The following is a 22,148-nucleotide window of genomic DNA, read 5'->3' as shown; positions in this document are numbered from 1 at the left end:
TCCTAAAATTCGAAACGTACAGTGTCTTTATCTAGAAACATATTAATACAAAGTAAGGATAATTACAAATCATTTTGCAACCACAAGTCTCTATTATCCCTTATTTAATCAAGACTTTGCAAGTTATCTTTTTGCAGGGAAGTACCACGTACTTTATGATTGCGAAGCAACACGGAAGGATCGTCTCCAAGCATGCCGGCGGTCACAACAGCATTCTCACCAAATTTATCACGTAACTGATCCATAATCCGAATCAGATTGTCCTTTTTGGGCTTCTGCTCATATTCGAACAAGTCCATCTGTACAGCTGATTCCTCTCTTGGAATAAGGTTTTGAAGTGTAACACCCAGCATGCGTACAGGCTTGCCACTACCCCAATGCTTCTCAAATAGTTTACAGGCCTCACGGTATATGACCGTTGCATCCTCCGTAGGAACTTCCATTAGACGTGATCGGGTGATTGTCTTCATATCCGGTGTCCGGATTGTAATCTGAATACCCTGGCTGAACATTTCGTGCTTGCGCAACCTTCTGGCTACCTGGTCACTTATATTGAGGAACACTCGATGAATCTCATTCATATCCGATACATCCGCCGGTAAAGTGGTTGTATGCCCAATGGATTTATTGGCCTCACGTTCCGCGTGAACTGCGGAGTGGTTAATGCCATTGGCGGAATTTTTGAGCCATGTTCCATTAACTCCAAATAGTTCGGTCAACATGTTCTCATCCGATTTGGCCAATTGACCAATCGTTTCAATGCCCAGTTTTTTCAACTTTTCAGCCGTTTTTTTGCCAATGCCAAACATCTCGTTGCATGGTCTGTGCCAAAGAATCCGGGGTACGTCCCTCATGCGTAAAATGGAGATACCATTCGGTTTTTTCAGATCCGAAGCCATCTTCGCCAATAATTTGTTGGGTGCAATGCCAATGGAACATGGCAGCCCCAATTCATCCTTGATTCTCCGCTGAATGCTCTCCGCAATCTCCATTGGATTCCCGAATTGCCTTGAACCTGTAATATCAAGATAACATTCATCAATGGATGTCGCCTCAAGTTGAGGCGTATAACTATACGCAATCTGCATGAACGCTCTTGAATATTGACGATATAAATGAAAATCAGGACGAATCACAATGAGATCAGGGCACTTTTTCATGGCTTGGTGGACAACCATACCTGTTGAGATGCCTCGATTACGAGCGGCATATGAGCAGGTTACAATTACACCCTTTCGCAGTTCACTGCTGCCCGCAACGGCCGTTGCTTTTCCTCTATATAAATCTGGTTCCTCGGCTTCATGTACAGAGCAGTAGAAAGCATTCATATCGACATGCAGAATCACCCGTCCGGCTGCAGGGTAATATTGATCCACATTTGCTGGAGGATTGCCGTCTGAAGACATCATGAACCCCCGCCCTTTCTTGCACACCAATTAATGAAACGAATTTCTTTCTTCTATAGTATATCAAACCCGTTATGTTAATTCAGTTACGAGCATTTATTTTCTGCGAGATCTGATCAGAGACCGAATAATTAACCAGCCTACACTCACAAAAAGTATCAAAGTGATCAGAGCAATAATCGTATTTCCCCATAAAAAAGTCAAAATCCCCCCTCCTTTTCTTCCATATATTCCAATTAAAACTCAATAATAGATTATAACATACATCCGGATTATGATTAACATCCTTCTTTTTTCTCTAAAATACGTTAATTGTTACATGAAACTGCGATTTCTATGTAGCATTTGGCTATAATGGTGCTATAATAATTAATTATACAAATTGACGACTTTAGGACAAATCAGCGCACCCAGTTTAACACAGTGTAGCGTTGCCGAATCGAAGGATTCGTCCACTAACGTACTTAACAGCTTTTCCCAACTTACAATCCAAACTTTTAAAAGAGCGCTTTATCTCAAAGGAGGATCTTCATGTCAAAGGCCATTTCCATCTTCGATACGACTTTACGTGACGGCACACAAGGGGAGGGTGTCAGCTTATCGGCAGACGACAAACTCAAAATTGCCAAGAAGCTTGATGACCTGGGTGTCCATTATATTGAAGGCGGAATTCCCGGCAGCAATACCAAGGACATTGAGTTTTTCAAAAGAGTCAAGGAATTAAACCTGAACGCAAAGGTTGTTGCTTTTGGCAGTACCCGCCGTAAAGGCAGCGTTGCTAGTGAAGATGCCAACCTGAAGCGCATGATCGAATCTGGTGCTCAGGCTGCAACCTTGGTCGGTAAATCATGGGACTTCCATGTGCATACCGCTTTGCAGACTACATTGGAAGAAAACTTGTCCATGATCTATGATTCCATCGCCTATCTGAAACAAAATGGTATGGAAGTAATCTTTGATGCAGAACACTTCTTTGATGGATTCAAACATAACCCGGAGTATGCTCAAGCGGTCTTGACCAAGGCTCATGAAGCTGGAGCGGACTGGCTCGTTATGTGTGATACCAACGGCGGAACGATGCCAAACGAGGTGCACGAGATCGTATCCACATTGCATAGAAGCCTGCCTCATGCACATCTCGGCATCCATACACATAATGATTGTGAACTGGCTGTGGCCAACACACTCAGCGCTGTACAAGCCGGAGCCCGTCAGGTGCAAGGAACGATGAATGGTTATGGAGAGCGTTGCGGTAACGCCAATCTCGCATCCATTATCCCGAACCTGCAACTGAAACTTGGTTATGAATGTGTTACTGAAGATTCCATGAGACAACTTACAAACGTGGCTCGTTATGTTAGCGAGATTGCCAATGTGAATATGCCGATTAATCAGCCTTATGTCGGCAATGCTGCTTTTGCTCACAAAGGTGGGATTCACGTCTCTGCCATCCTGCGGGATTCACGTACCTATGAACACATCGTGCCTGAACTGGTTGGTAACAAGCAACGTGTGCTGGTCTCGGAACTTGCCGGACAAAGTAACATTGTATCCAAAGCACAGGAACTGGGGCTTGAGTTCGATCCAAGCAGTGCCAATTCACGTCAGATTATTGAGAAGATCAAAGACCTGGAGCATCAGGGTTACCAGTTCGAAGGTGCAGATGCCTCGCTCGAATTGTTAATTCGTGAAGCGAACGGTGACATGAAAGAATTGTTCACGTTTGAATCATTCAAAATGCTTGTGGAGAAAACAGCAGGCAAATCCGTTGTTTCTGAAGCTTTTGTCAAAGTGAATATCGCTGGAACAAGCGCTTATACCGCTGCTGAGGGCAATGGTCCAGTTAACGCACTCGATAACGCGCTTCGGAAAGCACTGGTGCAATACTTCCCTTCACTTGCCAATATGCACCTCTCGGACTACAAAGTACGTGTACTGGATGAGAAAGATGCCACAGCCGCCAAAGTTCGTGTATTGATCGAATCCAAAAATACGGAGAACACATGGAACACTGTTGGTGTATCCGAGAACGTCATTGAAGCAAGTTGGGAAGCGCTCGTTCACAGTTTCCGCTATGCATTGCTTCAAGAAAAATTGCAGGATGAGCCGGGCACACTCCCTATTCCTGCTCATGGGATAAGCAACCACTAAAATGCATGTTCAAAAAAGCTTTTTTTGAACAACCTTTTAACGCTTATTTCCCGGAAAATAAAAAGGAAGCCTCTGTACCCATGATTCATGGATGCAAAGGCTTCTTTGTTTCTTTGCAGAAATTAATTCGCAATTAACTTTTTAATCTTACGCTCCAACTCTTTCTCGGGCAATATGCCCAGGACAATCTCCTGTATAACTCCTCTGGAGTCAATCAGAACATTCGTGGGAAAAGCCACCCCATTGTATTGAGCATACACAGTCCCCTTCTCATCCAGAGGAATAGGGAATGCCAGTTGGTACTCATCCACAAAAGCTTTGGCATCCTTGAGTTTATCGTATGATGTTACATTAACACCGTAGAGGTCAAGCTTATCCTTGTATTTCGCAGCCATTCTATTCAGCTCTGGAGCTTCCTGCTTACACGGCTCACACCAGGATGCCCAGAAACTGACGAACGTGGCCTTATCTTTGGCACCGCCCACACTGTACGTCTTCCCATCCATTGCTGTCAGAGAAAAAGCAGGCGCCAGAAGACCCGCACGTGGTCCCGTCTCTGTAGGCATGGGTTCTTCCTGCTTAAAGACGGCTGCAATGCCGTCACCCTTATTCTGGGCCAGTGCAATACCAACCAGCAACACAACACCAAGGAGTATGTATATGTTTCGTTTCATAACCCGCCACCCTTTTATATAATTAGCATATTGAAACTGAAACCGTAATTTCTGCACATGCTAAGTGTTTATCACGCTCTATGACAGTTCACCAGAACATGATTCCCCAATGTTCTCTTTATTATTGTACCCTTTTCCTTTAAAATTTTACAATCCGCATCACAGAAAATAAAATGAAAAAGGACTCCTGCCTAAGCAGGAGCCAAAGAGAGAGGGGTGAATACAAATGGCAGCACTTCACGGGCAGCAAAACGTCTTCTACATCCCTTCTTCCGTAGAACAAGAGATGTCAAAGCACATGTTCCTTTCGCTGCCACAAGAAGCCTGCGGGGTTATGCTGGGTGAAACCGCAGCGGGCGGTATACGAATCAGTCGGTTTCAGCCCATTCGTAACGTAGCACCTGACCCGCTGCACCATTTTACTCTGGACGATGCCGAATGGATTCGGTGCGTATTCTCCGAGCCTAAGCTCATTGGCATCTTCCATTCTCATCCGCAGACAAGGCCTGTTCCTTCCTTAGAGGACATGCAAGCTCTTCCGGCCTTCGCCGGTTTGCTTCAGATGTACCTCATCGGCTCACCTGACTTAACAAGCGGGTTGCGATCTCATATGCAGCTTAACGGTTATAAGATTGAATCCTCGAAGGAATCGCAGGATCCGGCACACCGTGTTGTACCTTCATACAATCTGCTTCCCGTTCCGTTATGCGTGACTTAGCTGGGTATACAGATCACCCAAGGTCTCCACATTTTTACGAGTCATGTCCTCCAGATAACAGGACCATAACTGCGCAGTCATTTTCGAATCTTCCAGTGCATGGTGACGCCCATAGATCGGAATCCCTCTGGATTCCAGCAATTCATCCAGACCATACCCCGGCCTGCTTGGTTCAAGCCAGCGGGCCAACATCATCGTATCAATTAAACGATGTGTCAGTCTTACCTTTGAAGTCCGCCACAGAGCAGCATTCAGAAAGGCTCGGTCATGCGCACTTGCGTGTGCAATCAGAACATTTCCACCTACAAAAGACATGAAATCATGCAGCCCTTCCAGCAAAGTTGGTGCGTCCAGCGTCATCTCCTGTGTAATACCTGTAAGTTCAGTAATATGTTCCGGAACCGCAGTCTTGGACTGCACCACCGTATAGAACTGTTCTCCTTCCAGAACTACACCACCATGTATACGGACCGCACCAAATGAGATAATCTCATCCCCATGCTGGGGTGAAAATCCCGTCGTTTCCAGATCAAATACAACTGCGTCCAGCTCATTTAGAGGTGTATGCAGAACCTCAGGTCTGCGCTGTTCTCTCATCATCGAACGGATAAACGCCATGTGTTGCGCCGTAGGGGCTCCCATAATGGAAGCGATGGCGGAAGGAACCCCTCCCTGACGCAGCGAATTCCAGAATCCTGTATTGCCCCTTGCCGGCTCTCTCATGGACGTCTCCTTTCTGCAAAACGCAACTGTCTTTGCAAAGCACGATGCACTCGTCGTACCAATCCGAGCGTATCCCTGAGCTCATAATGAATCTGCTTTTGTTTCATCTGTTTCTCATCCAGGAACCCACTGCTATGTTGCAAATCCCCTTGAATGACAACCGGTGTACTTCTGCGAAATTTCAAAGCGGCAAAGAAGGCCCGCTGGCATGCATCCAGTAATGTAAATGGAACAGCTTCAAGTGAAGTCAATCTCTCCATTCTTTTTAACGTAGATGACTCCTTGATCCCATGTTGCAAAGCCAAATAACGGGCACTGTTCACCAGCGGAATGTACAAACCATACTTGACATCAAATCCGCCTGCATGTTCACCAAATCGTTCTGTGACCACACGTCCAAGTACATTTAATGTAGCTTTATGTTTAACCGTATTGCGAAGAACTGCATCCGAAAGTTCAGGAACCAGTCTGAACTGTTCATAAAAAATCGTGATCCATTCCTCCGCCAGACTTTGCTCACCTGCAACAAAACGCATGTCTGAAGCAATAATCAGATTACGAACAGGCTCCCAATTCAGATCCGAGCTCCAATCTGCTAATTGTTGCTTCCATGACGCCAGCGTTTTTCTCCAGAGGGGCTCAGAGCACATGACTTTGCCTTCGCACTTGGCGTAACCAAGCTCTTCCAACATATCCGTCATACGCTGTCCGAGCAGAGTAAAATATTCTTCCTTACCTTCATGCGGAGTATCGCTAATGATCATGCCATTATCCTGATCACTCCATAACGTTGCTTCTTCCCTGCCGGAACTGCCAAATACGATAAAGGCATAGGGGACGGGAGGTTGGCCGAAGCCTTCCTCAACCATCCCCTGAATGCATAACTCTACTGCTTTCCGTGCAATCCGGTCATGCAGTTCATTTACCGCTTGGTACCACTCGATCGGCGACAAGGAAGCGGACAACAATTCCTGGAGCTCGTTCTGTAATATCACACGTGCCTGGCGCAGCTCTTGAGAAGACACCGCACCATCGATTCCCTGATAAGACCAGGAATAGTTTGTATACGAGATGGGTTCCATCATGTCCAGCCTCCTTGAAGCATGATTCAGCATCATTCACTTCAGGAGCTGAACGTACCACCATTGGATTTAGAATCTGCATTTTTCATTTGTTCAGGGTATCCGTAAGTACCGTGCTCACTGATATCCAGACCCATTGTTTCTTCTTCTTCAGTAACACGGATGCCCATGATCGCTTTCATTCCGCCCAGAATAATGAAGGACATTACCAGTACGAAGGCAAAAGCACCTGCCAGACCGAGAAGCTGTACGCCCAATTGGTGGAATCCACCGCCATAGAACAGACCCGCTTGACCTACACCCGCATTCTCGGCAAGTTCAGGAGTAGCGAACAAGCCCGTGGAGATCGCACCCCACATACCAGCAATACCATGCACGGAGAAAGCGTAGATTGGATCGTCAATTCCTTTACGATCGAAGTACTGTGCTGTGAAGAATGTGATGATACCCGCCAAAGCACCGATAACCAGAGCTGCCCAAGGTTCAACGAATGCACATGCTCCTGTAATCGCAACGAGTGCCGCAAGCACACCGTTTAACATGCTAGGAATATCGGACTTACCAAGTACTGCCCATGAGATCAACAGCGCAGCAACACCACCAGCTGCTGCAGCTACGTTAGTAGTTAATGCAACATAACCGAAGAATCCATCCCCCATGGCAGACAATGTACTACCTGGGTTGAACCCGAACCAACCGATCCAGAGGATAATAACCCCGAGTACGGAATACACTTGGTTGTGACCTGGAATGATGTTGGGTTTGCCGTCTTTGTTATATTTACCAATACGTGGTTTCAACAAGATGGTAGCTACCAATGCTGCAGTTGCACCAGTCAAGTGAACAACCGTCGATCCTGCAAAGTCTTGCATACCCAGCTCAGCCAACCAGCCGCCGCCCCATACCCAGTGAGCAACAACCGGATACATGATAATGGTATAAAGAGTACCGAATACAATATATACGCTCATCTTTGCACGTTCAGCCATACCACCGCAGGCAATGGCCAGAGATACCGCCGCAAAAGCGAGGTGGAATACGAATTTAATAGTCAGTGGAACATCGGAGAAAGCCAGTGATTCGAAGGAAGCAGCCATCTTGTCACCACTCAGGAAGAATCCTGTTGTTCCAAAGAAGCTGTTACCATTACCGAAACCAAGACCGAAGCCCAAAGCCCAGAAGGCAATTACTGAAATTCCCAATGTCAGGATGGTCTTACCCGCAATGTGTCCTGCATTCTTCATTCGTGTTGAACCCGCTTCGAGTAAAGCAAATCCCCCTTGCATCAAGAACACGAGTACAACAGCCAAAAACGTAAAGGCTGAGTTCAAACCACTTTGAAGTTCAATGTTAGTCGGGCCCTCCGCAGCCGCAAATGCGCTGACCGGAAAAGCGAACAAAGTAAGCATTACTAACACGGAAACCAACCATTTCTTTCTCATATACCCCACTCCCTCTTATGTTAAGTTTCTTCACATAACGTGAAACTCTTAATGTCATTATAAGCAGAAGAGAGGAAAGTTGACAAGAGTATTTTCATCAAAACTGAAAATTATTTCTGGGAATAAAGTCATACGTCTTTTTCTTGCACTTAAGTACATAATCACATTCTATGAGTACATAGATATAGAAATGCAGTATGCTGATTGCCAAAGCATAACGTTTGACTGTACGGTTAAAGATCATGTATCATACTTATTAGTAAGAAAAATTGGGCGTAGTCTAGAAATTCACAAGTGGAAACTACAATTCCCTACATTTGAACTTGCAAGCGAGGTGAATATCATTGGGGATATGAAACTTTTTCGGATTGGCGAACTTGCCAAGACCGCTGGTGTTAGTGAACGGACGATTGATTATTACACAAAGCTTGGACTAATCTCTCCCGAAGAACGTACACAAAAAAATTATCGTCTCTATAGTAATGAAACTTTAACGAGGCTTGAACGTATTGTACAGATGAAACAAGAGAAGTATAGTCTCGACGAGATTAAGCAATCTCTTGAGAAGTGGCGTCTGGTTAGTACAGAAGAACAAGTTGCCAGCAAATTGACAACGTTGGAGCTTCATGTACAACAACTTGAGCGAGAGGTTAACGAACTCAAACCGCTACTTGGAGAGATGAAACCTGTACAAGCACGTAAAATGATGGCAGGACTCCTCACCAAAAGTGCCGGTACAATGGAGGCACTAAAAATCTTGCTTGAGAACACCATGATGTAGCTTATTCTTAGAAAGCGGAGGAATGAATATGAGTTTTAATAACGGTATGTTCGTATTGATCATTATCGCCTTTTTGCTCTCTTTATGGGCGCAATTTCGCGTTAAAGGTACGTTTAGACGTTGGTCGGAGGTACCGAACCAGAACGGAATGACTGGTTACGATGCCGCTCGCCAGATGCTTGATGCTAACGGCCTGCATGATGTTCCAATTGAACCTGTACGTGGTACACTCTCTGATCACTATGATCCGATTAATCGGGTTGTACGTTTATCGGAACCAGTATATTATGAAAACTCAATCTCAGCTGTTTCGGTAGCGTGTCATGAAGTTGGCCACGCCATTCAGCATAAAGAAAGTTATCCGATGCTGGCACTACGTCACCGGATCTTCCCAATTGTGAACTTTGCATCCGGATTAGCTCCATTCCTGTTGATTGCAGGATTCATCTTCAATGCCATGAACCTTGTAGGTATCGGTATCATCTTCTTCTCCGTAACTGTAGCATTCCAACTCATCACTTTACCGGTTGAGTTCAATGCAAGTAACCGTGCTAGAGAGATTATGGTATCCGAAGGGTACATCCGTAATGAAGAAGAAAAAGGGGTTGCAAAAGTTCTGAATGCCGCAGCCTTGACTTACGTTGCTGCAGCGTTGATTTCGCTGCTTGAGTTGATTCGTTACATCGGAATCTTCAACAGCCGCGATTAATTGGATACTTAATACAACAAAAAACAAAAAACAATACCCCACCGTTAATCGGATGGGGTATTGTTTTGTTGTAAACCGAAATAATCAAGCAAGAATGAACGAAAGGACTGAGCAACCAGCGGCAGTTTATCATGCGCACGATGAATTAACCCGATAGTTCGCGTTACTTTTGGATGGGAGATAGCCACATGTGCCGGTTGCAACGGATTCGTCTGGAATAACGCCATCTCAGGCAGCAGACTGACCCCCATGCCCGCAGCGACCAATCCGCGGATGGTGTCGGTCTCTTCCCCTTCAAAAGCGATCTTGGGTGTAAAACCAGCTTCCAGACAGGCATGCCACACAATAGGACGAAGAGAATAACCTTTGCTAAACAGTACAAATTTATCATCCTTGAGTTGTTCAAGTGCAATTGTCTCTTCACCAGCTAACGGGTGATTAGGAGGAAGGATGGCATGTAATTCTTCCGTGAGTACTATATCTCCATCCACTTGATCATGCTTCTCTGGAAAAGGAGAAATAAATGCCAAGTCTACCTCTCCGGATAACACATCACGAATCAGTGTAGGGAACATCCCCTGCTTGAATCTGAATTTCACGTTGGGGTAACGCTGACGGAAAGCTGCCACCACGGAAGGAATGAGATGTATCCCCAGGCTATGCGGAAATCCAATTCGAATCTCTCCATGCTCCGGGTCCAGAAACTCATGAACTTCCCCGACTGCCTTGTCCAAATCTTTCAAGATACCTTCAATTCGTTTGCAAAAAAGCTGCCCTACTGCAGTCAACTGCAGATTTCGCCCCTTTTGCATAAAAAGGTCCACGCCCAGTTCTTCTTCCAGCTGATGAATCTGACGACTCACCGCCGACTGTGCCACATGCAACTCTTCAGCAGCCTGTGTTACATGTTCCTTCTGTGCCACTTTCAAAAAGTAATGCAACTGTCTTAATTCCACTCGCCTGATCGCTCCAATCTGTTATACCCTACTTATCCTTGATTGCATTCCATCTTGAGAACGTTCTGACTACCGCTTTAAGCTACGGGGTTTCCACAATCTGATCAACAGTCCGTAAATAAAGAACCCACCCAACAATCCGCCAAGGTGAGCCATCCAGTTGATGCCCGACATGGCAAAGGAGAATATGATCCCGAATAAAAGCAATGTGTACATCGTTTTGCGCGAAGCCTCGTCCATCATCGTTCGCTGGAACAGCGCTACATACAGGAATGCACCATAGACGGCATAGATCGCTCCTGAAGCACCTACCGAGATGGTAATACTCCCAACCGAGTTGTACCACGCTACAGCAAGAATATTACCCAATACACCGCCACCCAGGTACAATACACCATACCTTACCGACCCGAGCAACCGCTCCATCGGTGGAGCAAATACAATTAACGCAAAGCTGTTAAACAATAAATGACCGAAGCCCGCATGCAGGAACATGGATGTAATGTAACGCCACCATTCATGCGCGAACAGTTCATGATTCGTAAGTGCCCCGAATTTCAGCAGCACCATATTGTTCGTTGATCCACCGTTCACCGTTAACACAATAAACATGACTACATTGGCAATTAAAAAAAGCGACGTCAAAGGGAAATACTTCAAATAACCTTTCCAGTTCTCATAGCGAATAAATATCATAAATTTCTTCTTTCACTCCACCCTGTTCAGATCGGACTTACATCTCTGATCCATCGTAATGGTACATGTCCGAATTGGACAATGCCTTTCATAAAAGATTATAATGGATTTTGGCACGGATCACCAATTTATAAGGAGGAACATTATTATGACACAAGAACGTACAGGCGCAGCCACATTTAAAGGCAACCCTATTACATTGATCGGACCCGAACTGAAAGTGGGCGATCAAGCACCTGATTTTACACTGAGCAAGAACCTGGTTGAAGATGCTTCTCTGAAAGACTTCGCAGGCAAAATCAAATTAATCAGCGTTGTTCCTTCCCTGGATACTGGCGTATGCGATGCGCAAACTCGTCGTTTCAACGTGGAAGCTGGAGAACTCGGAGACAATGTTGTTGTCTTGACAGTAAGCGTTGACCTTCCGTTCGCTCAGGCCCGTTGGTGTGGAGCAGCTGGTGTTGACCGCGTAGTTACATTGTCAGACTACAAAACACGTTCTTTCGGTGAAGACTACGGCGTTCTGATCAAAGAATTCCAACTCGACATGCGCTCCATTTTTGTTCTGGATGCCGAAGACCGGATTACATATGTGGAGTATCTGCCTGAAATGACAGACTCCCCTAACTTCGAACAAGCGATTGCAGCTGTAAAAGCTTTGCTGTAGAAGTAATCATACGTTCAGAACAAAAGCGAGGAAGGTTAACCTTCTCTCGCTTTTTGTTATTTATCATCTATTTCAATCATTTGCTTTATACTTGCTTAGCTTTTTATCCAGTACAGAGAATAAGTTCATGATCGTGCGATAGTTAGAGCCCAAGTCTCCAAGTGAACCACGGGAAGCTGAATACATATCCACTGCACTACGAACAGGACTTACCGAGATAATGGAAACTGTAATGTCCATCGTCCGTCCAAAGGTAGTCCGCTTCTCCAGAATAACTTCTCCAACAGAAGGCACTTCGTGCAGTACTTTATAACCCGGAATCTTTTTGAGTGTCGAAGAGACCTCTTCCCAGGCTCTGTCTTTGGATAAGTTATAATACCGTGTTTTTAATTTGGGATCCTTGGCTCGATCGCTGGTCCCCTCCATGCTGCGGATGATACCGACGAGCGTTCTCTTTAAGGTCAAGACCCTTCCTCCTTTGATAGTAACCGTTCCATTTATGTATCTTAGTGTAACATTGTTCAAGTAGTAACAAAAGGGCAAGCATCATATTTATCATAAAACCAATCAAAAACATTCATCACAACTTAAAAACACCCTGAAATTCCTTCTGAAGAGGAAAAGTCAGGGTGCTGTACATAAAATTTAGGAACCCGCCTATGCCGTCCGGCTACATTGTCTTATGAACCTGCTTGGCAGGTGGGTGACCGCAAAAATGCTTTTTGAAGTCCCCATGTCGTATAGACAGGGCTTTTCAGCAACATTCTGTGTTGATCTCCCGAAGACATCATCATTGGTTCAAAACAACGAATAACCGAAACGTACATCGCAGGATGTACAATTATTATATCCCTAACTGTGTAAAAAGTAAATGGCGATCCATCATGTTTTATTTGTGCAATGTAATGTTTTTGTCGTCTGATGGCTCAGATGTTTCACCATTCTCTGCTGATTGTTCAGCCAGCGCAGCAGCTTCCTCTTCTTCCTTCTTGAGTTGCATCTTCTCCATCTGCTCCTGCATCTTGTTGAAGGTTGCGTAGAAGTTAAAGAAAGCGAACCAAGCAATGATGCTGATAATGAAGAAAACGAACAAAACCGGATAACGGAAACCGATGTAGAACAGCAATCCACTTCCCAGCAATGTGGAAAATACACGGAATGGTCTGATCAGCGTAAGCAATACCGCGTTTTTGATAATGAGTCCGATGGACATATGATAATGTACAACCATCGAGAAAAAGTTAAAGAGTGATACAAATAACAAGAGAAGCAGTACTAACATGATGATTCCTACGAGCTGCATATTGCGGAACTGCGTCATGTACACGGTATAATCCAGATACATAATCGCGAACAGCAGTGTGTAAAAAATGCCCCCAATTAAACTTTGCTTGTAGTTTTCCTTGTAACCTACAAAGAAAGTACGGAAGATCGGTACATCCGTATCGCCCATATTCCATTTACGAACAACCGTAAACAGCGCCGAAGTCGCCGGGAACAGTGTAAGCGGTGCCACAATAGCTATAGCCCAGTTCATTTGCAATGATTCATTTGCGAGGTTCTGCTGCATCACGAGCAGTTTCATAATCAAGAAAAACAAGAACGGAGACGAACAAATAGCCCACAACAGATTGGTTGCGGCCAGTCTCGTAATCCACTCTGTAAGCCGGTAGATCCCACCCATAGCTCCTTTAAATTCCAAACATTTCTCCTCCTCTGCAGCCTTGCGTATTACCTGAAGTCTAATATTAATATACCTTATTATATATAGGAAAAGCCAGCACTTCCCGAAAACAGATCGTCATTACCCTTAGCTAGCGCTTCTGACCGCTTCTGATAGTAAAATAAAATGATGCAGTCACTTTGAAAATAAAAAAATGGAGCAGTTGCCCGCTCCATTTTTCAGATCATACGTTTATATTACTCGAATGAAGAATCTTTCGCTGGACGACGTCCTTCGTTGCTGCTTGGACGCGGTTTGCGGTCACGGTTGTAACCACCTTCTCTGCTTCCACCGCCAGTGCTGCTGCCGCTGTTACGATCACGGTTGTAACCGCCGCGTCCGCCACCACTGCTGTTGCGATCGCGGTTGTAACCACCACCACTGCCGCCGCTACCACTTGTGCGGTTACCGCTGTAACCTGATGGTTTACGTCCGCCAGAGCGAACATCCGGTTTACGACGTTTTGCACGGATTGGATCTTCAGGAGTCAGATCAACTTGAGCATCTTTCTTGTCACCTGTCAGGAGCTTCAGTGCAGCCGACAACAGTTGAACAGAATCATACTGCTCAAGCATTTGAATCGCGATACCTTTGTATTCGTTCAGTTCGCCTGATTGTACGATTTCCAGCAAGCGCTCTGCTGTCAAACGTTGTTTACCTTCAACCGCTTCTGCCATTGTTGGCAGTGGTTTACGTGGAATACGGTGACGTGTTACACGCTCGATGAAGTGCAAGTGATCAATCTCACGCGGTGTAACGAAGGACCAAGCAGCACCCTCTTTACCCGCACGACCTGTACGACCGATACGGTGAACATAACTCTCCGGATCTTGCGGAAGGTCAAAGTTAACAACGTGGGTTACGCCAGATACGTCGAGACCACGTGCAGCTACGTCTGTTGCAACGAGTACGTCAATGCTGCCGTCACGGAACTTACGCATTACCGCATCACGTTGATTCTGGGACAAGTCACCATGAAGACCGTCTGCAGAATATCCACGTTTTTGCAAAGCTTCAGCCAATTCGTCAACACGACGTTTTGTACGTCCGAATACGATCGCCAGTTCAGGAGATTCCATATCCAACAAACGGCTCAATGCTTCGAATTTTTGACGCTCAGGTACTTCGATATAGGATTGGTCAATCAATGGTGCACTAACATGTTTCGGAATCACAGAAATGTGTTCAGGATTGTTCAAGAATTGTTGTGCCAATTTTTGAATGTTAGGAGGCATTGTTGCTGAGAACAGCATGGTTTGGCGCTCGTCTGGAACTTGTTTCAGGATGGATTGGATATCCTCCATGAAACCCATGTCAAGCATTTCATCTGCTTCATCCAGTACAACAGTTTGTACATCATCTAGTTTGATTGTTTTGCGGTTGATGTGGTCAAGGAGACGTCCAGGTGTACCAATGATGATTTGTGGTTTTCTTTTCAGTGCACGGATTTGACGCACGATATCTTGTCCGCCGTAGATTGGCAGGGAGCGAAGACCTTTGAAGCGAGTAAGTTTTTCGATCTCTTCAGCAACTTGAATTGCAAGTTCACGTGTAGGTGCCATAATAAGGGCGCGGATTTTCTCGTCACTTTTTGAGATTTTGCTGATCAACGGAATACCGAATGCAGCTGTTTTACCCGTACCTGTTTGAGCTTGACCAATCAAATCTCTGCCTTCGAGTGCCAAAGGAATCGCTTTGGATTGGATCGGTGTTGCTTCTTCAAACCCGAGCTCAGTGATGGCTTGCAGCACCAGTGGTTCAAGATTGAAATCTGTAAAGTTTAAATTTGTCAAAATTATTCATGCTCCTTTTATATGGTGGACATGGTGGACAATCCACTTTGTTGTCTGTATTCTTAAGTAGCGTTAATATTTATAGGGTATCCCAACGGGACGAATTATTTTCACTAACGAATATAATTCCATGAATGGGTCCCCAACATAAGACTAAAACTACATACATGTGTTTGAAACATTTCAAAATTTTATTGCTCCATTTAGGAAAAGTTTCCTACTCAAGAATATCCACAAATTATTATATCACAAAACAATTCAAGATTACCAGCAATCTGGTTTTAAATATAAATGAGGTGATTAAATTGCCCAAAATAATTTGGCACTCTTTAGTGATCATTTTGGGTGCTGCAGCTATTGCCTGCGGCTTTAACTGGTTTTTGGTCCCCCATCAGCTTTTAAGCGGCGGGGTGTCCGGTATTTCAATGCTTCTGGGTTATTTTACAACGTTGAATCTTAGTATAATGTATTTTGTTCTTAACATTCCCCTGCTCATTGCAGGTTGGTTTATTCTTGGACGACGCTTCATTACATTAAGTATTCTTTCGGTAGCAGCCACTTCCTGGTTCATTGCGCTTCTGCCTGTTTTTGCTGTGGCTACAGACCCTTTACTTAGTTCTGTATTTGGCGGTGTCCTTATTGGAATGGGCACAGGCGTTTCCTTCCGAGTCGGCGGCTCCACAGGAGGACTCGACATTGTTGGGTCCATTTTCACGCGAAAACGAGACTTTCCGATTGGTACAGTGATGGCAGGCATGAACGGTACCATCATTATGCTAGCAGGATACCTGAGTGACAATTGGAACACAGCCTTGGCCTCGATGGTATCCATCTACATTACAGGCAAAGTGCTCGATCTGATCCATATCAGTCACGTCAAAGTAACACTGTACATCATTACTAACGAAACCGAAGCCATGTTAAAAAAATTACTTATTCGGCCTCGTGGAGTTACCAAAATTAAGACTCAGGGAGCATACACGGATATTGAAAAGGACATGCTCATGACCGTAACCACCCGCTATGAGTTGGTTGAAATTAAACGTATTATCAAGGATACAGATCCAAACGCTTTTGTTAACATTGTGGAAACGGTTGGTGTTATGGGCTCATTCCGCAGAAGTTGAGACACCTGTACGGTTAACAATTCACAACATTGTGGTATAATAACGGTGTACGGCTCCTAAATATGTTGTATAGCAGGTTCAACCCTTCAATTTCACAGGCCATATGCTTTCCCGAATCGCGCCGAATGACTTACCATTTTGGAATTCGAGTAGGAGAGGGTGATTATTGTGGATATGGAAACGGTAAAACTGTTTGAGATTGTCAACAGATGGTGCCCGGAAATGCTCCCTTTCTTGAAACCGAATGAACTCGACTCACTGATTGTCCTCCGGGATGGGCTGGGCATCCTGGAACAGGGAGACGCAATGGAAATCATTCAGTACAGTATTTGTGAGCATCAAAATGAGATTTACATTCAATAATTTTTTCAGATTGATCACGCCGCTTCTTGCAGGGGATTTCCTCAGCAGGAAGCGGTTTTCATTTTTTCCATGTGTTTCATTACTTGATTAATATGGTTAAAAGCCCAGAGGCTTTAATGTATAATTCATACATGGAATGCACACATAAGGGAGTGGAAATGAATGAACATGTTTTGGGCTTTACTGGCTATGGCCTTTGGAGGCTTTGGTGTTGCTCCGGCAGTGGCAGATCAGGGAAATCCTCAATTCCAATCGTTAACCAACAGTTTTAACACCGCAATTATCCAATCTCAAAAAGATCAGGTTGTTATCGATGCCGATAATCCACCTGCTAAAACAGACCCTCAACCTGATGCCCCCGTCGTCAAAGGTATCTATGTAACGGCATACAGTGCCGGCGGCGCACGCATGAAAGAATTGCTGGAGCTGACAGACAGTACAGAACTGAATGCCATGGTCATTGATATCAAAGACGATCTCGGATACATAACTTATCCCACAGAAAACAAAGCGCTTCAGAAAATGGGTAAATCCCAACCTTTTATTCGGGATATCGATGCCTTGATGAAACGATTGCAAAAACATGAGGTCTACCCGATTGCACGTGTCGTTGTATTCAAAGACACAATTCTTGCGAAGAAGAATCCGGAGCTTTCTTTCCGCAACAAGGATGGATCGGTTTGGGCGAATGGCAAAGGCGACAGCTTCGTGAATCCATACAGCAAGGAAGTATGGGACTATAATATCGAAATCGCCAAGGAAGCGGCCAAACTTGGATTCAAAGAGATTCAATTTGACTACGTTCGTTTCCCGGAAGGTTTCGAAACTCGTGCTGATGTACTCAAATACACCAAATCTGACAAGTCCCGGGTCGATGTTGTAGCTGAATTCGTGCAATATGCACGCAAAGAGCTGGCACCGTTAGGTGTGCGTGTCTCGGTTGATATTTTCGGTTATGCAGCTTCCGTACCTGCGGCTGAAGGCATTGGACAGGATTTTGTTAAAATATCCGAAAATGTGGACGTGATCTCACCGATGGTATACCCTAGTCACTATTCAACTGGCTGGTACGGGGTCAAGGACCCTGACAAAGATCCTTACACAACCATCAAGGGTTCAATGGAAGATACACATAAGAAACTGGACCCTACCAAAGAGCTCAAACCTGTCATTCGTCCGTGGATTCAGGACTTCACAGCAAGTTGGCTGGGAAGTGGGCATTATATCAAGTATGGCAAGAAACAAGTGGAAGATCAGATCAGAGCGATGAAGGACATGGATGTACATGAATATCTGCTCTGGAATGCGTCCAACCGATATTCCTCAGGTGTACAATATAAGTAATCCGCACTCTTTCATACTTCTCATTTCATCCAACCTCGTTCTGCTTGAAGCGGAGCGAGGTTTTTTGGTGTTCATTTTTCTCGGAGTGCCTCTCCTCTGTATCTGTCCCTATCCAAAACGGACAAAATCCACTACAATGTATAGCTGTCCAGACATGACACTTGGATGACATCTCTTTAGAATAGCGAGGCACTGCCAGTGAACATGAACACAACAAGTTTTTCCCAAAAAGTGAAGCAATTCCTGATTATATTTTTGCCCATCTTCACCACTCAAATCGCCCTCTCTGCCATGTCGTTCTTTGACACCAATATGTCAGGCAAGTTTTCTCCGGCCGACCTTGCAGGAGTTGCGATTGGCACAAGTCTATGGATGCCCGTTCAAACTGGACTAAGCGGGATTTTGATCGGTATTACACCTGTCGTTTCCCATCTGTTAGGTTCCAAACGTAATGATCAGATCGGGTATAACGTCATCCAGGCGCTGTATCTTGGAATTGCTGTCAGTCTCGTCGTGATCGGAGCCGGGGCGTTGTTACTTGGCCCTATACTGAACGGAATGCCTTTGGAACCTCGGGTTGCCCAAGTCGCCTTCTATTTTCTGTGCGCACTTGCTTTTGGCATTATCCCACTCTTCGGATATACGGTGCTGCGCAGCTTCATGGATGCACTTGGCCAGACACGGACTACGATGTTCATTACGTTGGTCTCCCTGCCCGTTAACATCTTACTGAATTATCTGCTGATATTCGGCCGCTGGGGTTTCCCCCAATTGGGCGGTGTTGGTGCCGGTGTGGCTACAGCATGTACATACTGGCTGATCTTTCTTATTAGTCTCTTTTTTGTCCATCGGGTCGAACCTTTCGCCCAGTATGGCATTTTCCGTCAATGGACCCGTGTCTCATTGTCCAAATGGAAAGAGTTACTCAAGATTGGAGTGCCCATCGGATTTGCGACTTTTTTCGAAACGTCCATCTTTGCTGCTGTGACTTTAATGATGAGCCGTTTCGATACCACAACAATTGCTGCACACCAAGCGGCGCTGAATTTCGCTTCTACGCTCTACATGCTGCCTGTGAGTATATGTATGGCTCTTACGATCCTTGTGGGCTTCGAGGCAGGTGCCGGGCGTCTGAGAGACGCCAAACAATACAGCCTGCTCGGAATAGGTGGGGCCATTGGGCTATCACTGCTGACAGCGATCGTGTTGATTGTGTTCGGCGAACAGATTGCAGGCGTGTATTCAAACGATCGAGAGGTCATTGCACTTACGCAGCATTTCCTCATCTACGCCATTTTCTTTCAGATCTCAGATGCGATTGCTACACCAACCCAAGGAGCACTACGTGGCTACAAAGATGTTAACCCGGCATTGATCATTACGTTTGTAGCGTATTGGATTATTGGGTTGCCTGTAGGTTATCTAACTGCTACGTATACTTCACTCGGTGCCTTCGGATACTGGATCGGCCTTATTGCCGGCCTTGCTGTAGGAGCAACAGCGCTTCTCTGGAGACTCTTTCGGGTACAAAAACAAGCCGCACTCCGCAAGGCGTAACATTGATATACTCACTCCGTGAAACAACAAAAAGAGCACAATCCACGTTAAAGCGGGATTGTGCTCTTTGCGTATGAATCGAATTATTGGGACAAACGTTGTGCAAGCTCGTAAGTCACCATATCGAAATCTTTTTTTGTGTTAACCACTTTATCAATATCCGTCAGGGTAAGTTCACCCTTGATAATGCCACAACCTTTGTCTGTCTCGCCTGCGATCAGACTGCGAACAGCGAAATCGCCAAGACGGCTTGCCAGGTTACGGTCGAAAGGTGTTGGCGTACCCCCACGCTGAATGTGACCCAGAACGGTTACACGTGGCTCATACGTTGGGCAACGTTCCATCAGTTCTTTTGCTACATCCTCACCTTTGCCTACGCCTTCTGCAACGATGATAATACTGTGACGTTTGCCATGTGCAAAGTTAGCTTTCATCCGATCTGCTACTTCGTCCATATCAAATGGAACTTCTGGGACAAGAATCGTTTCAGCACCCGAAGCAAGTCCGGCATGCAGAGCGATATCCCCACAGTGACGACCCATAACTTCAACGATGGAAGAACGTTCGTGTGAAGACATCGTATCACGTAATTTGTTTACTGCATCAACTACTATGCTTACAGCTGTATCAAATCCGATGGTATAGTCGGTGAATGAAACGTCGTTATCAATCGTTCCTGGCAGACCCATGGTGTTAATGCCCAGCTTGCTCAGTTTATTCGCACCGTTGTAGGAACCATCCCCACCGATAACAACCAGACCGTCAATGCCACGCGCACGCAGAATGTCCGCACCTTTTTGCTGACCTTCAGCGGTATAGAACTCCTTGCAACGTGCCGATTGAAGAACCGTTCCCCCACGTTGGATGATATCCCCTACACTCCGCAAATCCATTGGGAAAATGTCATTATTCAAAAGACCCTGGTATCCACGTTGAACTCCAAATACTTCGAGACCGTGAAACAGTCCGCTGCGAACAACCGCACGAACAGCCGCGTTCATCCCCTGTGAATCACCACCGCTCGTTAATACTGCGATTTTCTTTACTGCTGTCATGATGTTTCTTCCTCCTCTAGTTTCACTTCAGGCTCCGCAATATCACACCTGACTTACATATTTTTCCGTATCCAGCGACTGAAAATGAAGAAAAATATTCTTGTGATCGGACTATTTTTCAGCAGACGTTTGGATACAACGCGAACTTCCTGTTGTTCGCTGACTTTGGGATCAGACAGGTAAATGGCAATCAGTCCTTCGATGATCATCCGGTGAAAGGAGCTTCCCGGAATCTTCTGTACATCACTGCGTGCCATCTCCACAATAAAAGCAATTCGGTCCAGCATTGTCTCCACATTCTCATAATAGTTGCAGAAGTTGAGATCTCCCCCGATGCGGTCCTCATCCTGATCAATTAAATAATCGAGCATAATGTGCAATGCGCATACATGTGGGAAATAGGCCGTATGGATCGAGGCCGCTTGCTCTTCAGTCAACTGATCGTCACTCGCAGCCAGAAACAGCATGAAAACGCCCAGTGTAGAGCCAGTTGCAGCAGCGAATTCGTTCCAACGAAACTGAGGTGTGCGATGACGATGCTCCGACCACCATTCGAGCAGTGCCGTTTCTCTCAGTTCCGGCTTGATATGCTTATATACCTGCAGGTCCGTGTATAGGCCTGCCAGATCCTGAATTTGGGGCTTGGCGGACGTATAGCCTGGTAACTGACGGGTCAGTTCCTGACATGTGGTCACCAGATTCCGCAGATATCCACCGTCATCCTGCTCCTCACGGAGGGCATAATAATTGACGGGAATTGCTTCGGGATCTACCGCATCAAGCATGGATTGATGGAGAAGACGAAAATCATCCGGGTCCATCGAGGTGCTGCGGTCGCACAGATTGTCCAAATAATCACTAATAGTTTGATATGAAACGATCAGCGGAATCAGAATGTGCCTATTGGGCAAATCAGCTAATGCGTAGACGGTTCCGCCTTCACAGTGAAACTGTTTATCCTTCAGACTGGCAAGTGCCTGTGTACGCAACTCCTCATTCGGAATCGCCTCAGCTTGAGCACGCCATCCATTCAGTGCCTTCCGTGTTTCCGGAATGGTGTATTTGTACACCCCTCTCATCAATGCCAGCGGTCCACGCGGATATTGATGACGTTTTCGATTTGATTGGCTCAAAATAAATGTGCCTCCACTTGGTTGAATACGTATTAGAGCGATTTTTAA

General features: G+C 45.4%; 21 protein-coding genes and 1 other RNA gene. 9 read left to right on the top strand and 13 right to left on the bottom strand.

Going from position 1 to position 22,148, the window contains the following annotated elements; translation table 11 throughout:
* Positions 1–104 precede the first annotated feature (104 nt).
* Positions 105–1,406 (bottom strand): DNA polymerase IV, encoded by a 1,302-nt coding sequence (locus NST33_RS10090; RefSeq protein WP_221823544.1) that lies wholly within the window; start codon positions 1,404–1,406, stop codon positions 105–107.
* 531 nt (positions 1,407–1,937) lie between these two features.
* Between NST33_RS10090 and cimA the strand changes: the two genes are divergently transcribed.
* Entirely contained in the window at positions 1,938–3,557 is a 1,620-nt protein-coding gene (gene cimA / locus NST33_RS10085; protein ID WP_100529309.1) for a citramalate synthase, read from the top strand.
* Between the two features lie 122 nt (positions 3,558–3,679).
* On the opposite strand, the gene NST33_RS10080 is transcribed toward cimA, so the two are convergent.
* Positions 3,680–4,231 (bottom strand): TlpA disulfide reductase family protein, encoded by a 552-nt coding sequence (locus tag NST33_RS10080; protein ID WP_221823370.1) that lies wholly within the window; start codon positions 4,229–4,231, stop codon positions 3,680–3,682.
* A 226-nt stretch (positions 4,232–4,457) separates the two neighbouring features.
* Between NST33_RS10080 and NST33_RS10075 the strand changes: the two genes are divergently transcribed.
* Entirely contained in the window at positions 4,458–4,949 is a 492-nt protein-coding gene (locus tag NST33_RS10075; protein ID WP_339307779.1) for a Mov34/MPN/PAD-1 family protein, read from the top strand.
* On the opposite strand, the gene NST33_RS10070 is transcribed toward NST33_RS10075, so the two are convergent.
* From NST33_RS10070 to NST33_RS10060, 3 genes are read right to left on the bottom strand one after another with little or no spacing between them, the layout of a single operon-like run.
* Positions 4,935–5,672, bottom strand: coding sequence for an exonuclease domain-containing protein (locus tag NST33_RS10070; RefSeq protein WP_017689374.1), 738 nt, complete (start codon positions 5,670–5,672; stop codon positions 4,935–4,937). The two genes, NST33_RS10075 and NST33_RS10070, sit on opposite strands and share 15 nt — an antisense overlap.
* Positions 5,669–6,757 carry a DUF294 nucleotidyltransferase-like domain-containing protein gene (locus tag NST33_RS10065; RefSeq protein WP_339307777.1) on the bottom strand — a complete coding sequence of 363 codons (1,089 nt, stop codon included), beginning with the start codon at positions 6,755–6,757 and terminating at the stop codon, positions 5,669–5,671. Before NST33_RS10065 ends, NST33_RS10070 begins: the two co-directional genes overlap by 4 nt.
* A gap of 38 nt (positions 6,758–6,795) precedes the next feature.
* Entirely contained in the window at positions 6,796–8,196 is a 1,401-nt protein-coding gene (locus NST33_RS10060; protein WP_221823363.1) for an ammonium transporter, read from the bottom strand.
* A gap of 352 nt (positions 8,197–8,548) precedes the next feature.
* Between NST33_RS10060 and NST33_RS10055 the strand changes: the two genes are divergently transcribed.
* Both NST33_RS10055 and NST33_RS10050 read left to right on the top strand, forming a co-directional pair.
* Positions 8,549–8,977: a MerR family transcriptional regulator gene (locus tag NST33_RS10055; RefSeq protein ID WP_076209500.1), complete on the top strand. Its 429-nt coding sequence runs from the start codon at positions 8,549–8,551 to the stop codon at positions 8,975–8,977.
* Between the two features lie 28 nt (positions 8,978–9,005).
* Positions 9,006–9,686, top strand: a complete 681-nt coding sequence (locus NST33_RS10050) for a zinc metallopeptidase (RefSeq protein ID WP_036609646.1) — start codon at positions 9,006–9,008, stop codon at positions 9,684–9,686.
* A gap of 44 nt (positions 9,687–9,730) precedes the next feature.
* Here NST33_RS10050 and NST33_RS10045 read toward each other — a convergent pair whose 3' ends face one another.
* A complete protein-coding gene (locus tag NST33_RS10045) occupies positions 9,731–10,642 on the bottom strand; it encodes a LysR family transcriptional regulator (RefSeq protein WP_036609648.1) in 912 nt (303 codons plus the stop codon).
* 69 nt (positions 10,643–10,711) lie between these two features.
* Complete coding sequence (locus tag NST33_RS10040; protein ID WP_036670140.1) at positions 10,712–11,338, bottom strand: rhomboid family intramembrane serine protease; 627 nt, start codon at positions 11,336–11,338, stop codon at positions 10,712–10,714.
* A 148-nt stretch (positions 11,339–11,486) separates the two neighbouring features.
* Here NST33_RS10040 and tpx point away from each other — a divergent pair, with 148 nt between their 5' ends.
* A complete protein-coding gene (gene tpx / locus NST33_RS10035) occupies positions 11,487–12,005 on the top strand; it encodes a thiol peroxidase (protein WP_036609653.1) in 519 nt (172 codons plus the stop codon).
* A gap of 72 nt (positions 12,006–12,077) precedes the next feature.
* Here tpx and NST33_RS10030 read toward each other — a convergent pair whose 3' ends face one another.
* The 4 genes from NST33_RS10030 to NST33_RS10015 all read right to left on the bottom strand — a co-directional run bounded on the left by NST33_RS10030 (position 12,078) and on the right by NST33_RS10015 (position 15,521).
* Positions 12,078–12,470: a DUF1499 domain-containing protein gene (locus NST33_RS10030; protein WP_017689382.1), complete on the bottom strand. Its 393-nt coding sequence runs from the start codon at positions 12,468–12,470 to the stop codon at positions 12,078–12,080.
* A 181-nt stretch (positions 12,471–12,651) separates the two neighbouring features.
* Positions 12,652–12,843, bottom strand: a non-coding RNA gene (gene ssrS / locus NST33_RS10025) — 6S RNA.
* A 51-nt stretch (positions 12,844–12,894) separates the two neighbouring features.
* Positions 12,895–13,707 carry a DUF624 domain-containing protein gene (locus tag NST33_RS10020; RefSeq protein ID WP_221823361.1) on the bottom strand — a complete coding sequence of 271 codons (813 nt, stop codon included), beginning with the start codon at positions 13,705–13,707 and terminating at the stop codon, positions 12,895–12,897.
* 218 nt (positions 13,708–13,925) lie between these two features.
* Positions 13,926–15,521, bottom strand: coding sequence for a DEAD/DEAH box helicase (locus tag NST33_RS10015; RefSeq protein ID WP_076209022.1), 1,596 nt, complete (start codon positions 15,519–15,521; stop codon positions 13,926–13,928).
* A 305-nt stretch (positions 15,522–15,826) separates the two neighbouring features.
* Between NST33_RS10015 and NST33_RS10010 the strand changes: the two genes are divergently transcribed.
* The 4 genes from NST33_RS10010 (at position 15,827) to NST33_RS09995 (ending at position 19,912) form a co-directional block, all read left to right on the top strand.
* Positions 15,827–16,648: a YitT family protein gene (locus NST33_RS10010; protein WP_221823359.1), complete on the top strand. Its 822-nt coding sequence runs from the start codon at positions 15,827–15,829 to the stop codon at positions 16,646–16,648.
* A gap of 174 nt (positions 16,649–16,822) precedes the next feature.
* Positions 16,823–17,011: a hypothetical protein gene (locus NST33_RS10005; protein ID WP_029880762.1), complete on the top strand. Its 189-nt coding sequence runs from the start codon at positions 16,823–16,825 to the stop codon at positions 17,009–17,011.
* 162 nt (positions 17,012–17,173) lie between these two features.
* Entirely contained in the window at positions 17,174–18,355 is a 1,182-nt protein-coding gene (locus tag NST33_RS10000; protein ID WP_221823357.1) for a putative glycoside hydrolase, read from the top strand.
* Between the two features lie 204 nt (positions 18,356–18,559).
* Positions 18,560–19,912 carry an MATE family efflux transporter gene (locus NST33_RS09995; protein WP_221823542.1) on the top strand — a complete coding sequence of 451 codons (1,353 nt, stop codon included), beginning with the start codon at positions 18,560–18,562 and terminating at the stop codon, positions 19,910–19,912.
* 83 nt (positions 19,913–19,995) lie between these two features.
* Here NST33_RS09995 and pfkA read toward each other — a convergent pair whose 3' ends face one another.
* On the bottom strand, positions 19,996–20,967 hold the full coding sequence (gene pfkA / locus NST33_RS09990) for a 6-phosphofructokinase (RefSeq protein ID WP_036609663.1): 972 nt from the start codon (positions 20,965–20,967) through the stop codon (positions 19,996–19,998).
* A gap of 53 nt (positions 20,968–21,020) precedes the next feature.
* The gene (locus NST33_RS09985) at positions 21,021–22,100 is read right to left on the bottom strand and encodes a tetraprenyl-beta-curcumene synthase family protein (RefSeq protein ID WP_017689390.1); all 1,080 of its coding nucleotides are present in this window, start codon (positions 22,098–22,100) and stop codon (positions 21,021–21,023) included.
* Between the last annotated feature and the right edge of the window lie 48 nt (positions 22,101–22,148).

The sequence above is a fragment of the Paenibacillus sp. FSL L8-0435 genome, from assembly GCF_037965655.1.
Taxonomy (GTDB): Bacteria; Bacillota; Bacilli; order Paenibacillales; family Paenibacillaceae; genus Paenibacillus.
The sequence above is the reverse complement of the archived record's forward strand: the minus strand, read 5'-3'. Positions and strand labels throughout refer to the sequence as shown.